The 15,674-nt window shown below is 59.3% G+C and carries 10 protein-coding genes; all 10 read right to left on the bottom strand.

The annotated features are described in order from the left end of the window. Positions 1–164: 164 nt before the first annotated feature. Positions 165–1,202, bottom strand: a complete 1,038-nt coding sequence (locus tag L1073_RS16560; protein WP_246901210.1) for a DUF6708 domain-containing protein — start codon at positions 1,200–1,202, stop codon at positions 165–167. Positions 1,203–1,214: 12 nt separating this feature from the next. Further along, entirely contained in the window at positions 1,215–2,168 is a 954-nt protein-coding gene (locus L1073_RS16555; RefSeq protein ID WP_246901207.1) for a hypothetical protein, read from the bottom strand. 5 nt (positions 2,169–2,173) lie between these two features. Continuing rightward, positions 2,174–3,205: a DUF6708 domain-containing protein gene (locus L1073_RS16550; protein WP_246901205.1), complete on the bottom strand. Its 1,032-nt coding sequence runs from the start codon at positions 3,203–3,205 to the stop codon at positions 2,174–2,176. Continuing rightward, positions 3,205–5,955, bottom strand: a complete 2,751-nt coding sequence (locus L1073_RS16545; protein ID WP_281506126.1) for a T6SS effector BTH_I2691 family protein — start codon at positions 5,953–5,955, stop codon at positions 3,205–3,207. Before L1073_RS16545 ends, L1073_RS16550 begins: the two co-directional genes overlap by 1 nt. Next, the gene (locus L1073_RS16540; protein WP_246901200.1) at positions 5,952–6,809 is read right to left on the bottom strand and encodes a DUF4123 domain-containing protein; all 858 of its coding nucleotides are present in this window, start codon (positions 6,807–6,809) and stop codon (positions 5,952–5,954) included. The genes L1073_RS16545 and L1073_RS16540 overlap by 4 nt, the downstream gene beginning before the upstream one ends. A 72-nt stretch (positions 6,810–6,881) precedes the next feature. Then, on the bottom strand, positions 6,882–9,542 hold the full coding sequence (locus tag L1073_RS16535) for a type VI secretion system Vgr family protein (RefSeq protein WP_246901197.1): 2,661 nt from the start codon (positions 9,540–9,542) through the stop codon (positions 6,882–6,884). Between the two features lie 41 nt (positions 9,543–9,583). After that, positions 9,584–12,253, bottom strand: coding sequence for a type VI secretion system ATPase TssH (gene tssH / locus L1073_RS16530; RefSeq protein ID WP_246901195.1), 2,670 nt, complete (start codon positions 12,251–12,253; stop codon positions 9,584–9,586). Then, positions 12,250–13,326, bottom strand: coding sequence for a type VI secretion system baseplate subunit TssG (gene tssG / locus L1073_RS16525; RefSeq protein WP_246901192.1), 1,077 nt, complete (start codon positions 13,324–13,326; stop codon positions 12,250–12,252). Before tssG ends, tssH begins: the two co-directional genes overlap by 4 nt. After that, positions 13,290–15,125 (bottom strand): type VI secretion system baseplate subunit TssF, encoded by a 1,836-nt coding sequence (gene tssF, locus L1073_RS16520; protein WP_246901190.1) that lies wholly within the window; start codon positions 15,123–15,125, stop codon positions 13,290–13,292. The genes tssG and tssF overlap by 37 nt, the downstream gene beginning before the upstream one ends. Then, positions 15,125–15,607 carry a type VI secretion system baseplate subunit TssE gene (tssE, locus tag L1073_RS16515; RefSeq protein ID WP_246901188.1) on the bottom strand — a complete coding sequence of 161 codons (483 nt, stop codon included), beginning with the start codon at positions 15,605–15,607 and terminating at the stop codon, positions 15,125–15,127. The genes tssF and tssE overlap by 1 nt, the downstream gene beginning before the upstream one ends. Positions 15,608–15,674 lie beyond the last annotated feature (67 nt).

Below are 15,674 nucleotides of genomic sequence, written 5' to 3'. Positions count from 1 at the left end.
ATCGAGGCTGAAAGCGAAGTTCAGCCTGAAAAATAGTTGGCTTCACGACCTCGCCCAGAGATGCAAAACAACGATTTGAGCGACCACTCAGGCTAGAAGCCTTAAGGATCGCTCTGATAATTGTCAGCCTCATTTCACTAGAAGACAACACTGCTGGAAGGGCATTACATAGCACTGACCATGCTGGCTATCGTCCAATAAATTGCAGCTACTGCAATGGCGCTACCGGCGACGAAACAGATCACCGGCCAAGGTCCTTCGATAAAAGTGAATTCTTTGTTATCACTCCAATCCTTGCGGTAAGGGTCATTCTCGTCGACCCGACATTCGGTCTCGATATCCTCTGGCCAGTGGGGGACACGGCTGGTGTACATAGCGATAAGTCGGCCCCAGGTGATAACAGCCCAGAAAGGTGACATCAGAGGCTGTGCGATGTACGGGGAAAATGCAGCAATACCAAAGCTCCGAACGATTCCGAAATAAAGACCTTCGCGACGTTCACCCACCGGCATGCAGAGATCGGTGGCCTCATAATTATTTTTAACGCCTTTGTCGTCTTCCATATAACGGCGGATATATTCCCACAAGGGGAGAATACGATCCTCATCACCAAAAAAAGGATAGCCAAGAGCGAAAGTCTCTCGAACTGTCACGCCATCTTTATCCAGGATGTGGGCGCGAATATCGTAGAATTTTCGGCCCATCAAGGGCACATAGTGGCTGCCTTCACAGACAAACAGATTGTCCCAAGGCACCCTGATAATGGTGCCGTTGGGCCGAAAAGCGTAAACCATGCGGTTTTTCCTGTTGACTCGAATCGGGTAGTGAGCCTTTCGGAAAGCTTCAAAATGAATCAGATAACAAAAAGAAAGCACTATAAGTGAAAACAGAAAAGCTATAAAAGATCCAAAGAAAATTGCAAAAGTGTCGTTTTTTTCTAAAGTGGCGCTTAGCATCAATGCTGTGCCGAAAACAAATGGCGCTGCCCCAATCACCCCATAAACGACTGCATGTCCTTTGTCAGCATACCACCGGTCCACGAGTTCCATGTAAGTACTATTAATGCGGATCACGGAGAGATCGTCATTAGGCTCTCTGCTAGCCGTATGTTCTTTGTCGAGACGGTTTCGTCTCTCGTCCTCTGTTAGTGGGCGATCCGTCTTGTACTTCCATTTATACGGCCCCAAGCCGGTAAAATTCATACCCAATTTCTCCTATTGATCGGTCAGGACCTCAAACGCATCGGTTTCCGCTTTCAAGCTAGAAAACTGTTCATCCGAATCTTCGACACCGAAGTAGCATTTTTCAACCCAATCCTGAAGCGCATTGTTGCTCCATAAAGCAATAAAGATATTGACCACAATGGCTGCGGCGGCCAGTACGATTCCGATGCCAGTCGCACTTAAAATCGTGAGTGCTATAAAGGCGCCGGCCCCAGAAATGGCTGAGGCACTGTAAAGCGATACCATCACCCAGTTCCCTTTTTTAAATTCATCGTAGGCATTATAACTATCCCAAACAGCCATGATCGCAGCGGCCGCAAAGCCCAATAATTTCCCACCAATTCGGAACACGCCGCGCCATATCTTGCCGGCTTTTTGTGCCAGTCTTCCGCCTACCCGACGAGAGCGTTCCAGAATGGTATGCGCGGTATCCGCCACGGAGCCGATGGCACCGGAGACCAGGGCACCGAAGCGCCATTGCGCCTCGGTGCGGCCATCGGCCGCTGCCTCGTCCATTGCCTTTGCCTGCGCCATCAATGCCCAGGTTCCGAGTGCAAGGCTGACAATACCTAACTGGGTGTTGCGGTCGGCCATGCTGCCCCAGACCGATCCGTAGGTTCGCTGCCACTCGTTGTAATCCAGCACGGCACTGGCGGCGCGATTGGTGGTGAGCGAACCACTGGAGGAATCGAGTTCCTCGAGAACGAGGCGATCATGCACGATGCTGATATCCCATTCACCGCCCCCGGCGGCTTGCATACGCCGCTGGCTGCCGCGGGTCTGGATTTCCAGCTTGCGCTTGAGCAGGCTCTGGTCGGTATCCCTCAATGCGGGATTGACTCGCTGCATGTCCCGAATGAGCGCATCGATGGCATCGCTGACGTGGCCGGTCACCCGGGTGTTGACTACTTTGCGGTTGGCGGTGATGCCCAGTCCTGGACGCACGGTTTTTACATAGCGTCGATAATACTGGTGACTGTCCAGGTAATTGCCGCAACCAAAATGATACTCCCGATGACGAAGCCGATGACGGGAACGGTATCCCTCTCAAAGGAAAGCTTGCTATTGTCACGCCAGTCTTTTTGATAAGGGTCATTGTCCGGAATACGACATTCGGCTTCGATGCCTTCTGGCCAGCGGGGCACGCGACTAGTATACATGGCGATTAATCGCCCCCAGGTAATCAAGGCAAAATATGGGCAGAAGGGTAGCTGCACTAGGTAAGGCGCAATGGCTGCAGGGCTAAAGCCGCCTATGATGCTATATCGTAATCCCTCGCGGCGTTCACCAATGGGCCAGCAGAACTGCGTTAACATATGATTTTTTTTCACGCCATTTTCGTCTTCCATATAGCGGCGGATGTACTCCCAGAGATCGAGCAGGCGCTCTTCTGCTCCCGAGTGGGGCATGGCCAGCGTGAACGTTTCGCGTACGGTCTCGCCATCGGCGTCAAGGACATGCGCTCGGATGTCGTAATCCTTTTCACTCAACGGAGGTTTGCTAGAGGCCTTGTGGATAAACAAGTCGTCCCAAGAGGCTGTGATAATATTGCCATCAGCTTTAAAAGCATACACCATGCGATTTTTTCTGTTTAGGCGTATAGGGTAGTGAGTTTTTCGAAAAGCCTCGAAGCAAACAAGGTAAAAAAAAGCTAGGCAGACGGCTAGCATTACAAAAATGCCGACTAAACCTACTATAAAAGCATCCTTTCTTAACTCAGGTAGTACAGATGCCGCCATCAAGATACCGAAAATAAAAGGTGTTAGTCCTATAATTCCATAAACAACCGCGTGTCCTTTGCTTGAATACCAGCGATCCACAAGCTCCATATAAGTACTGTTTATACGGATCACGCTAAGATCATCGCTAGGCTCTTCGCTAAACCTCTTTTTTTTATCAAGGTAGCCCAATTTATCTTCGTCTGAGAGTTTGTGATTAACCCTATATTTCCATTTGTAAGGACCAAGCCCCGTAAAATTCATTATTTAGCTCTCCTGTCGATATTAGCTAGGGCTTCAAATGCATCGGATTCTTTTTTTAAACTGGAAAATTTTTCGCCCATATCTTCGGCGCCAAAATAGCATTTTGCCATCCAGTTCTGAAGCTCGTTGTTATTCCATAATGCGATGAAGATATTGACCACTATAGCCATGGCTGCGAATATGATTCCTATGCCAGTCGCGCTAATTATTGTCAGGGCTATAAAAGCACCTGCACCAAAAACTGCAGAACCAAGATATAGAAGCGCCAATCCAATTTGACCCTTCTTGAGCTTGTCCCAAAAATTAAAGATATCCCAAACAGCCATGATCGCAGCGGCCGCAAAACCAAAAGCCTTGCCCAGTCCACCGGCAGTCCTGCGCAGTATTCGACCTAGGCCCTTGGAGAGCCGACTAGTTACACGATGGATGCGTTCCAGAATGGCATGCGCGGTATCTGCCACGGAGCCGATGGCACCGGAGACCAGGGCACCGAAGCGCCATTGCGCCTCGGTGCGGCCATCGGCTGTTGCCTCGTCCATGGCCTTTGCCTGCGCCATCAATGCCCAGGTGCCAAATGCAAGGCTGACGATACCTAACTGGGTGTTGCGGTCGGCCATGCTGCCCCAGACCGATCCGTAGGTTCGCTGCCACGCGTTGTAATCCAGCACGGCACTGGCGGCGCGATTGGTGGTGGTGCGCGAATCGCTGGAGGAACCGAGCTCCTCAAGAACGAGGCGGTCATGCACGATGCCGATATCCCATTCACCGCCCCCGGCGGCTTGCATACGCCGCTGGCTGCCGCGGGTCTGGATTTCCAGCTTGCGCTTGAGCAGGCTCTGGTCGGTGTCCCTCAATGCGGGATTGATTCGCTGCATGTCTCGAATGAGCGCATCGATGGCATCGCTTATGTGGCCGGTCACCCGGGTGTGGACCACCTTGCGGTTGGCGGTGATGCCCAGTGCGATCAGTGCTGGACGTATCGCCTGCTCGTCCATCACTTTCAGGACGGGGGCCATCACCGCTCCTAGCAGGCGTCCGGGGGCGGCACGGGCGTCGGCCAGGTTCTCGGTAGCGGACTGGTATCCCGCCACCAGCCCGGTCCAGGGCAGGGTGCCCACCTGTTCGATGGGTTGGCCGCCCGATTGAGCGTTGACCGCTTCTCGCACGACCCGAAGGTTGAGCAATATCCCGCGCAGCAGCAGATTGTCGTCGTTGATCGTGGAGGCGGTCAGCCATCCGAGATACTGCTCAAAGGCAGGGCCGTACTGCTGCGTGTCCTGAAGGCACAGCACCAGCGTATCGGCAAAGGCTTGCCCCGATTCGGCATCCCGGTCATCGAAATGCGCATTGAACTGGGTGCGCACTGCGGGCCCGGTCAGCCAGGCCTGGTGAACGCGCACCAATGGCAGCATCACATTCTGGTCGAAGCGCTCCTGCTCCGGCTGAAACTGCGTGCGTTTCCAGAAGTCGGGCTGGCCGTCCTGTAGTCGGCTGCGGTATTGAGCCCAGGCATCGTCGGCTTCGCGTTGTACCTCCTCGGGCGTGATTCTCTCGGAAACCTCTTTACGTGCTCGATCACGCTCCTTCTTATAGAAGTCTGTGCCTGCCTCCCGGCTGGCCTCCAGACGGTCGTGATAAGCATTGATACGCTGCTGTTCTTCCCATGAAGGCTGCCCCGGGCCGGCGAAGATAGGCCGATGCAAGGGCCCCGATTCCACTCTTTTGTCGATATAGCGAAACTGGGCCTGCTCGCGAATCGCGGGTTCCAGTGCATCAATCGTGGCAGCGGTGGCCAGTGGCCACCGCCGACCGTCACTGTTCATGAACTCTTTCAGGCGTGACGCCATCAGCGTCGCCAAATCGACCGTGATGCCGACCGGATCTTCGAGACCCACCAGCATGGGCGTCATGTCCAACGGCTCGGCCTGCTCATCGGCCCAGCGCTTGAGCCCCTCGACCCGTTCCTTCATGCCGTGAAAGGAAAACGGGCTGAAACTGAAAGCAGTCCCCTGGTAACTATCCTCACCCCAGGATCCCGTACTTCCCCGGCTCCAGGATCCGGAGCTGCCATGCTGGTTGGGTGGCGACCAGTGATAGAGCGCTTCAGCCAGGTAGTCGCCGATCTTGTCCAGCGTGTCGGCGTATTGCGCACTACCGCCACGCCACTGGGCCAGCGAGATCCGGCGCATGGCGTCGCGCCGACCGTTTTCGTTAGTCGCATGCTCTTTCCAGACCCGCTTGGTCCAGGCCACATCGGAGAAGGCCAGGTAAATCGTATCGGCACGGTCCGCATTGGGGATCATGATACAACGACCGGGGTAGGCGTGATCCGGGTTGGCGGCACAGGCGAACTCCTGCTCATCGGGGGGCGGTTGCAGCCGTCCATCGATGGGCTGAGGGGTTTCGGGATCGATCGCCATCGCCTCGTCTTGAGGAAGGTTGACGTACTCGATCAGGTAGCCCGCGTCGGTGACGACATGTCCGATCCAGTGGCCACGTGTCTCGTTGAATACGTAAAGAAACCCCGAGCGTAGCAGCCTCAGGGTATAGCGTTGCCCCTCAGGAAGTGGCGTGGCCGTGAGGTGGTCGTCAGTCAGCGAGTCGGGCACGACCGGCCCGGCAGGCTTGCCGGCCTGATCCCAACCATCGGTGCGCGTGACGGCGTAGCGCAGCGGGAAAATCGGCAGACCGCTGCGTTGACAGACACGGCAACTGCTAATGGATTGAACGTTATCGGACGATCCCGTCATGTCGATTCCTTGAGTTCTAAAGCCATGGTATGCATATCCGTCGCCGACAAGTTCTCGCAGATGAAGGAGTAGCGGGCCTCCGTTTCACGAACTTCGTCAAGATGCCGTTGAAGGGCCGGATGATCGTGAATGCGTGGATGAAAGCGAGCCGCTTGTTCGGCATACAGGCGGCGGTCGTCCGGATCGGTCATGCCGAAATGTGAGTGGGCTTCTTCCAGCAGGCGATCGAGCCACCGGCAGTTCTCGAACGTGGTTGTCCACTCCGGGGCCAGCATGTTCAGGCGGCCCAATGTGGTGTTAAGCATGGCCACGCGATCGATGGCGGCCCACTGCTCGTCGGAGAGCAGGGGCATATTGATGGTAGGCTTTTCCACCTGGCAACCGGCCAGTGAGGACCAGTGCTCGTGCGGTGCAGGCCAGTGCCAGCATTTGATGGGGCCCAGCAGACGGTTCATCTGGGATTCGTCCAGCAACCAGCACAGGTGCTGAAATACTGCCGGATCGTAATAGCGCAGCCACCACTTCTGGCGACTTCCCCAGCGCGTCTGTTCCAGTGTGAAGCGAAAGTGCTGGAGTATGTCTTCGGGCGGGGCGTCGCTTTGAAGCAATGCCGAGAAAAGGCAGTCTCCCCGACGCTGATAACGCATGAGCTGTGGCAGCAGCGACTCTCGTTGCGTGTGGGACAACATCTCCAGACAGACCAGCTGTGGCAACAGGTGGTCGCGCACTTTCACTGATGGCGTTTTCAGTGGCTGGCAGGAAAGGCCCGCCATGTCCGCCTTTTCGACCCGCAGGGGATTCAGGAGCGCGTATTGACACTCCATTAACCATTGCGGATCGAACGCGTCAGCCATTTCCACGCGGTGGGTGGGGCTGTCGGCTGGGAAAGAGCGCCTAGTTTCGCAGGATGACATGATCGCTCCGCTCTAGAGGGGGCCGGCGCCGGCCGAAGCCGCGTCATCGCCGGCAAATTGGGTTTCGCATGCCCCCTCCGGCAACTCGGGCATGGGAGCATCCAGGCTCGTCGGTCCGCCGAAGATATGCTGCGCGCCCTTGACGTCGATCTTGCCAGGGCCATGTACGTCGACGTTGCCGCCTTCGATCCGTACATAGCCGCCGCCGCTCTGCAGCAGGATGCCATTGGCGGCGTTGATTTCGACGCGCCCTTCCGTGGAGGTGATCTTGACGTCCTTCTGTGCCGTCAGCGCCATCTCGTCGCGCTGGGCCTGCACTTCGACCTTGCCCTTGGCGGCGAAGAGTTTGATCCCGGCGCGGTAGACGAACAGCGACAGCTTCTCCGAAATCGAGGCGACCAGGCTCTTGCCGGTGGCGATGTTGACGTCTTCGCCGCTGGAGACGCTCAGTGAGCGGCCCTGGGCCAGGTGGGTGGACTCGGGGGTGCTCGCCGTGATCCCCGCCGGCGAGGCCAGGTGCAGCCAGGGGGCTTTCATGCGGGCGGCCTGGCCGCGGCCACCGCTGTCGCTGGCGCCGCTGGCATTGCTCTGATCGGCCTGCCCTTGGGAGCCGGTGAGCTGTTCGCTGGTGCCGTAGGTGTCGTCGGCGTCTTCCCCGGCCTGCTTGAGGTCCTCACGGCTGTCGAGGGCGTCGGCGTTGTGGTCCGCCGCACTCTGGCTGAGCGTGTCGCTGAGCTGGTAGGCGCTGTCGAGTTGCTGCTTGGCCGGCGTCAAATCGAGCTGGTCGCCGTTGGCGCCGAGCTGGCCCCAGCTGGTGAGGTACAGCCCCTGGTGGGCGCGGATGGCGCCATAGGCGTCGCTGCGCAGTTCGAACCCGGTGCCACGGAAGGCGCCGCGGGTGTTGCCGCTCTGGTGGATCAGGTAGCCGAGGTTGAGCTGGCTTTTCTCGGCTTCGGAGTTGAGCCGCACGCGCTCCTGGTCGGTGGCGTCGTCGAAGACCAGTTCGTTGTACTTGCTGCCGCGATAGGTCTTGCTCTTGAAGCCGGAGAGCAGGCCGTGGCTGTGCCAGTCGGGGCGCTGGTCGCCGTTGTAGACCCGCCCGGTGATCAGCGGGCGGTCGGCATCGCCTTCGAGGAAGTCGATGAGGACTTCCTGGCCGATTCGGGGGACGAAGACGCCGCCCCAGCCGGCGCCGGCGTTGGGCTGGGCGACCCGCAGCCAGACGCTCGCGTTTTCGTCGTTCTGCCCCTGGCGGTCCCAGTGGAACTGCACGCGCACGCGGTTGAGATGATCGGTGTGGATCTCTTCATTCGCCGGGCCGACCACGGTGGCGGTCTGCGGGCCGCCGATGACGGGGCGATGATGGGTCAGCGGATGACGATACGGCTGGGTACGGCGCTGGGCCTCGAGATCCACCAGGAAGTGACCGGTGCCGCCGGTGGCATAGTCAGAAAGGCGTTCGCCCGTCGGGTCGGCCGTCTCACTCTCTAAGCCATGCGCGCGCTTGGCGGCGTCGAGCTGGGGCTGCAGGCTGCCGGACAGCGCCTGGCGCTGGGCCGAGACCGGCAGGGCGTTCTCGGCATGCACGCTGACGCCCAGCAGCAGGAACTGGCGTTCTTCTTCACCGCCAGTGTCGTGCTGAGAGTGCTGGGTGAGCTCGAACCAGCGCCCGGCCTGGAGCTGACGGGCGCCGCCGCTGCCGCGAAAGCGCTTGGCCAGGGATTCATGCGCCTCGAGGCGATTTTCGGTGAGGCGCTCGCCGCGCTCATAGCCGTGGTAGTAATACGCGCCGGCGTAGTCGTAGACCTCGGTGGCGGGCAGGTTGCCCTGATCGCTGAGGGTATCGAGGCCGGTACGCTTGGTCAGCGAGGGCTGCTTGTAGTCGAAGGTGCCGACACTGACGCGGGTAGGCTGCTGAGTGCGCACGCCGCCCCACTGATTGAGGGCATCTTCGGTTTCGGTAGCGGCCTGGCGGTGGAAGCGGATCGCCTGTGGCGAGACCGGTTGGCAGGTGTCGACGTCGTCGGTAATGACCAGGCGGTGGCCGTCGAAGGATTGGCTATCGCCCTCGGTCTCCCCGTCGTCGTTGTCGGCGGATTCGGACGATTGATATTCAAAATAATACCACAGGCCTTCTTCTTCGCAGAGGCGACTGATGAAGTTGAAGTCGCTCTCGCGGTACTGCACGCAGTAGCTGCGCGCGGGATAGTCGCGGCGCAGGTCGAAACGGTAGCGGCCCCGGGCCAGTTCATGGCCCTCGAACACCTGGGTCAGCACCTCGACCACCGAGCGATCCTGGAAGATCCGGCTGTCGCGGCCGAGCTTCAGCATCGCCAGCCACGGCACCAGGGTGAGCTGGTAGTAGGTGACGCCGCCGTCCTCGCCCAGCAGCGCGGCCTCGGCAACCAGGCCATGCAATTGGCGATAACCGCCATCGGCCTGCAGAATCGACAGCCTCGCCGGCTGCGCCATCAGCGTCTTGAGTTCGAGATCCCCCTGCTGGGAGATGCAGTCGAGCGTATAGCTGAAGGGTTCACTGACCCGCTCCTCGCCCACCAGCCGGTGCGGCAGCAGCGACGCCCCGGCAATGTCCAGTGTCAGCAGCCGCTGCGACGGCGACAGATCGATGTCGAAGGTGTCGAGTAAACTGTCCAGCGTTGTTAAATCTGCCATGACGTTACCTCGTTGGCTCTTTCACTAGATGCGGCATTGGCTCAGCGCAGGTCATATGCGAACTCGCCTTGGGCGTTTAGGCTGACGGTCAGCTTCTCTATCGCTTCGCCAGCGGCCATGCGGTCCAGTACCTGGGCAGCGATAGTCGGCATCAGGCTGCCGGAGAGGATGTTGTCGATGTTGCGTGCGCCGCTGTCGCTGTCGGTGCAGCGCTCGGCGACGGCTTCGATGATCGCCGGATCGTACTCGAAGTCGGCGCGGTGGTTGTACTCGAAGCGATGCTTGATGCGGTCGAGCTTGAGCCGAACGATGTTGTGCAAAATCTCTTTCTGCACCGGGTAGTAGGGAATGATGTTCAAGCGACCCAGGAAGGCTGGCTTGAAGACCGTATTGAGCTGATCGCGCAGGCTGTCGACGATGGTTTCGGGGGCGGGGAGCGTGTCGTTGCCCAGGCATTGCTGCATGATGTCGTCGGTGCCGACGTTGGAGGTGAGCAGGATCACGGTGTTGCGGAAATTGATCTCGCGGCCTTCGCCGTCGTCCAGCACGCCTTTGTCGAAGACCTGGAAGAAAAGCTCCAGTACGTCCGGATGCGCTTTCTCGACTTCATCCAGCAGCACTACACTGTAGGGCTTGCGTCGCACGGCCTCGGTGAGTACGCCGCCTTCGCCGTAACCGACATAACCGGGAGGCGAGCCCTTGAGGCTGGAGACGGTATGCGCTTCCTGATATTCGGACATGTTGATGGTGATGACATTGCGCTCACCGCCGTAGAGCGTGTCGGCCAGCGACAGCGCAGTCTCGGTCTTGCCGACGCCGCTCGGGCCCAGTAGCAGGAAGACGCCGATCGGCTTGTTAGGATCTTCCATCCGCGCACGCGAGATGGCGATACGTTTGCCGATCTCGGCTAGCGCATGATCCTGGCCCAGCACACGCTCGCCGAGCAGTGCGGGCAGGCGCTGCACGGTGGCGATCTCGTCGCGCATCATCTTGCCCAGCGGGATGCCGGTCCAGTTGGAGATCACCTCGGCGATCACGTTGCCATCGACATGGCCGTGCACCAGCGAATGCTCGCCCTGGATCTCGGCGAGTTCGCGTCGAATGTCGCCGATTTGCCGGCTCAGCGCATCGGCGTCTCCTTGGTGCTTGCCGGCCTCGATGGCTTCGCGCTCCGCTTCCAGTCCTTTGAGGCGCGTCACGATTTCCTGCTCACGCTCCCAGCGCGCGCTCAGATCATCGATCTCGCCCTGGGTTGCAGTGAGCTGTTCGTCGAGTGCGGCGAGCGTTTCGGTGTGGTCGGTGCCTTCACGCTGTTCGCGTTGGAGAACGGCGATCTCGCTTTCGAGGTTGTCGACGCGGCGGTAGGCATCTTCGAGGGCCGCCGGCTGCGAGGATTGCGCCAGGGCGACACGCGCACAGGCGGTGTCGAGCACGCTGACCGCCTTGTCCGGCAACTGGCGGCCGGTGATGTAGCGATGCGACAGGCGCACGGCCTGGACGATGGCGTCGTCGAGAATGGTGACCTTGTGGTGATCCTGCATGCGTTCGTTCAAGCCACGTAGCATGTTGATCGCCACCGGTTCCGCCGGCTCTTCGACCTTGACGACCTGGAAGCGGCGGGCCAGCGCCGCGTCCTTCTCGAAGTATTTCTTGTATTCCGCCCAGGTGGTGGCGGCGATGGTGCGTAGCTCGCCGCGAGCCAGTGCTGGCTTGAGCAGGTTGGCGGCATCACCCTGACCGGCTTGAGCGCCGCTGCCGATCAAAGTGTGGGCTTCGTCAATGAACAGGATGATCGGATGCAGACTGCGCTTGGTTTCCTCGATCACGTTCTTGAGGCGGTTCTCGAACTCGCCTTTGACGCCAGCTCCGGCCTGGAGGAGGCCGAGATCGAGCGTGCGCAGTTCGACGTTCTTGAGCGGCGGCGGTACGTCGCCGTCGACGATGCGCAGCGCCAGACCTTCGACGACGGCGGTCTTTCCGACGCCGGCTTCACCGGTGAGAATCGGATTGTTCTGGCGCCGGCGGGTGAGAATGTCCACCATCTGGCGCACTTCCTCTTCGCGACCGAGCACCGGGTCGATGCGACCGGCGCGGGCATTGCCGGTCAGATCGAGGGTGTACTGATCCAGTGCCGGCGTCTTGCTCTTGCCGGCACGTCCACTGCTGCGCTCGGCATCTGGTGACGGGCCAGCGGTTTGGCCGTCGCCGTGCGTGTCTTCGTCGAGCGGACGCACGTGCTGATCTTCGCTGCTGCCGCTGATCAGATCATTGAGATGCGCCTGGAGGTCGTCGACGTTGATGCGTTCGAGTTCACGGGCGCCATCGAGTAGCACGCGGCGGAGTTCGTCGTCCTTGAGCAGGGCCAACAGCAGGTGGCCGCTGCGAATCTGAGCCTCGCCCTGGTCGATCGAGGCGATCACCCAGGCACGTTCGATCAGCCGTGTGATGCGAGGTGACAGCGCCGGCGTGCGGGTGTTGCCGGTCTTGAAGGTCGAGACCGTTTCTTCGAGTTGCGTCGCCAGGCGCTCGAGTGACACGTCGTAATGACGCGTCACGCGCAAGAAGTCGTTGTCGTCGCTGTCCAGAAGCTTGAGAAGCAGATGTTCGATGTCGACATCGTACTGGCGCTCGGCCAGGCAGAGAGCCGCCGCGCCTTCTGTGGCCTCGCGGCTAGGATCGTTGAGTTTGTCGAAGAGGGATTTGAGACTCACGCCGTGGCTCCATCAAAGGGAATGTCGAAGAGTGCATGGCCGTGGGAGGCGGCCGGTCGGTCGCTCGGGTTGAGCCAACCCAGGCGTCCTAGAATGGGGTTGCCGCCCGCTCCCAACTGGGGAGTGGGGATGCAATCCTTGTCGAGGATGAGTTCGATCTCGAAGTCGAGCTCGATGCCGGCATAGAAGCGCACCAGTTTCAGCAATTTCTGGTGGTCTTCGGTCTCTGGCAGCAACGAACGGTAGGCGTCCAGGTCGAGCGGGCCAAAGGAAATCCGGAATGCCGACTGGTAGTCGCGCACCCGCGTGCCTGCGATGGCGCTTTCGCCAAGCTTGGCGTTGGCCTGACCGAGCCGTGTGTACTGTTCCGGGGCCAAGTTTATCCAGCGACCGGTGAAAGGCTTTACACGACAGGGGAGCTGGAAGGTGTATTCCAGAATCGCCTCGAGATTGCCGGCATTGCGAGGGCGTTGGCTCCAGAGTCCGGAAAACCAACTGAACAGGTTGCGCCGCAGCGATGCAGCGTCGTCGTGGCGGTCGAGTGTCTGTTCCATGGTCGTGGGCGTGAAGCCCACCAGGTGCAGCAGCCAATTCTCGAAGTCCGCGCTGCCTTTGCGCTCGTATTCGATATGGAAGCGATACTTCTGCCACGCCTCGTAGAACAGTGCCGTCATGCGGTGCGAGAAAACGTCCATGAACGCGTGAGCGGCGTCATCACGCTTTTCCATGTGTCGGTTGATCAGCAGCTCGGTATAGGGGCGTGGCAGTACCCCGGATGGGCCGACCAGGCCCATGAAAGTAACTTGAATTTCGCTCAACGGTTCGCCGTTGGCGGCGCGAGTCTTGTCGCTCTCGAATGTCAGGTCGCTGATTTCGCTGGGCGGGAAATTCAGCGATAGCAGCGAACGAAAGCGCAGAGGGTCCTGGTGTGGGCGGTTCTCCGGATCGATGCGTCCGTTGCGGCTATAGTGCAAACGCAGCAGGCGCACGAGCTGGAAGAACCCGAATCGCCAGGGCTCGGCGCGCGCTTGATCGATCAGACCAGGGGCTGAGTACCGGTTCTCGGTTGCCATTGAGCGACTCGCTGTTCGCGCTGACGAGAGCGCAGGGTAAGTTGAGTGAAACTGTTGAGGCTGCAGTACTGACCGAAGAAGTGATCCAGCACCATGCCGAACAGGTAAATCCCGCTGCCGGTGAACTGGCTCTCGTCGAGTTCCAAGGTAATGCCGGTGCCTCGCACGAAAGCGGGGCGCGGGTGACCGATTCGCGTCATCACCGGTTCACTGGAAATCGAGACGATGCCGTTGATCTGCTTGCGGATCGCCGAGGCCTCACGGTAGTTATAAAGCGAGAGCAGCTCCATCAGCGCTTCACGGCCATTCGATACCAGCGACATATGATTGAGAGAAAGATGCGAGATCAGCCGCCAGATCACGCCCTTGCCCATGGGAGGGCGAGCCGGTGGCGTCGGCTTGCGCAGGCAGCGGATCTGCTGCACGACCTGCTCGCGCTCCAGCGTGAAGTCTCCCTGGAGGTGGCCGAAGGTCATCAACTGAGGGAGATCGCGATTGCTGCAGGTCAGCTTGAGGCTCAGGGTATCGCTGCTGGCATTCAGCATTTCGAGTTCGCGGTCGACCACGCGCAGGCGTAGTTCCGTGCCCGGGTCGCGCGCGTTCTCCGAGGCGACGCGGCGTGCTATCCAATAGCTTTGACGGGCTTGCTTCTCGCTATTGCGTGGCTCGAAGAATGGCAGGCAAGGAGCGACTTCATCCTGCGTCGCGGTGCGTACTACCCGGGTGACCTCGTCGATCGATACGATCTCGGTGGAGCGTGCATGGCGGACGTCCGGGACGACTGGATACTCGTGACGCGTGTGGCTGAGCTTGATCGGTTCGGCCTGTTGCGGGAACAGGTTGACCACTGGCGTGCAGCCGAGGCGGAAATTATGACGCCCTATGGTCTGTGCCAGCCGAGCAAGGCGTTCATGCTGGTCATAGTCCCCGAACAGGAAGTGGACCTGGACCTGTGTTACCGGCTTGCCGGCAAGGGGGCGTGCCAAACCGTTAAGGTCGAAGAACAGGAATTTCTCGGGAAAGGTGAAATATTCATGGAGCAGGCGGTACCCGAGAAACGAGCGTTCCGAATAATCGATCAACCCCTCGTCGTGGCCGAAGCCGACCGGTGTGAGGGCGTCCGGTGCCAGCCCAACCTCACGCCTTTGACCGTTGTCGACGAAGCTCACCGAGATCCGCGCTACGTTGTTGAACAGCAATTCGTAGAGCGGGTGCATCAGGCTGCCTTCGCCGTCGAGAAAGATGCGCAGCCGGTCCATGCCCAATTTGCCGAAATCGGTGTTGCCGAGGCTCTCCAATGACAATGTCAGCTTGGCGACATTGTCATTGCCATGCGGGTTGAATGACGAGCGCTCGAGGCGAGTCATCTCGGCACCGCTGAGTGCCACTGGCCAGACGTCCACCGGATAGCAGGTGCGGAAACGGCAGAAGGTGTCCTCCACTGGCCGGGAATGCAGCGCAGTGTGTCGAGGCAAGTGATAAACACCGGTCAAGGACGTCTGGGCACCGGGATCGAACTCGACGATCGACAGCGCTGGCGTCGGACGCAGGTAATGGGGATAGAGCACATCGAGGAAAGACTCGACGATCTCGGGGAAGTCGTCGTCGAGTTTCTTGTGCACACGAGCACTGAGAAACGCGAACGACTCGATCATCCGCTCGGCATGCGGATCTTCGCAGTCATCTCCCTCGAGCAGGAGCCGCGAGGCGATCTTGGGATATCGTTGAGCGAACTCCTGACCTAAAAAGCGCAGGTGCGAGAGTTCCTTCTCGTAGTAGGGGAGCAGGTCGTCGAGCATCAGATCAGGTTCTGCACCTTGTATTGACGGGTGTTGACTTGCAGTACGGCATCGAAGGCGACGCGCTGGCTCGCTTCGCTCAGAGAAAGCACCGCTTCGATACGAAACTGCAGGATACGATCGTGACTGTCCTGGTTGAGCAACTGGACGTGCACGCTATTGAAGCGTTTGTCACCTTGCTCGATGGTGCGCTCCAACTGACGTTGAATCAGTCGCCGGTCCTCGGTGCTGCGAACGCCGCGACTGATGAAGTCCGGTAGCCCATAGTCGAGCAGTGTGCCTTGCAACGTCGGCCACTCATCCAGTTCCTCCGCCACCAGTTCGCGTCTCGTGTTGACCAGTAGTTCCAGATCGCGTACCACCGATTGCTTGTAATCCGCCAAGGAACAGCGATGGCCGGGCTGCACTTCGCTTGAGTGCAGTGGCTCGTCGTCGAGCAGGCGGTCGAGCAGGGTGGGTATCATCTGCAACGGTTCGCTCATGACCACTCCTTGGCATATCGGCGGCGTCATTGACGTCTAGCTGGCTGGTGTCGACTACCATGGCACC

This window comes from Chromohalobacter nigrandesensis (assembly GCF_023061285.1).
Taxonomy (GTDB): Bacteria; Pseudomonadota; Gammaproteobacteria; order Pseudomonadales; family Halomonadaceae; genus Chromohalobacter; species Chromohalobacter nigrandesensis.
Note: the sequence above shows the minus strand (reverse complement) of the source record. Positions and strands in the feature narration are given on the sequence as shown.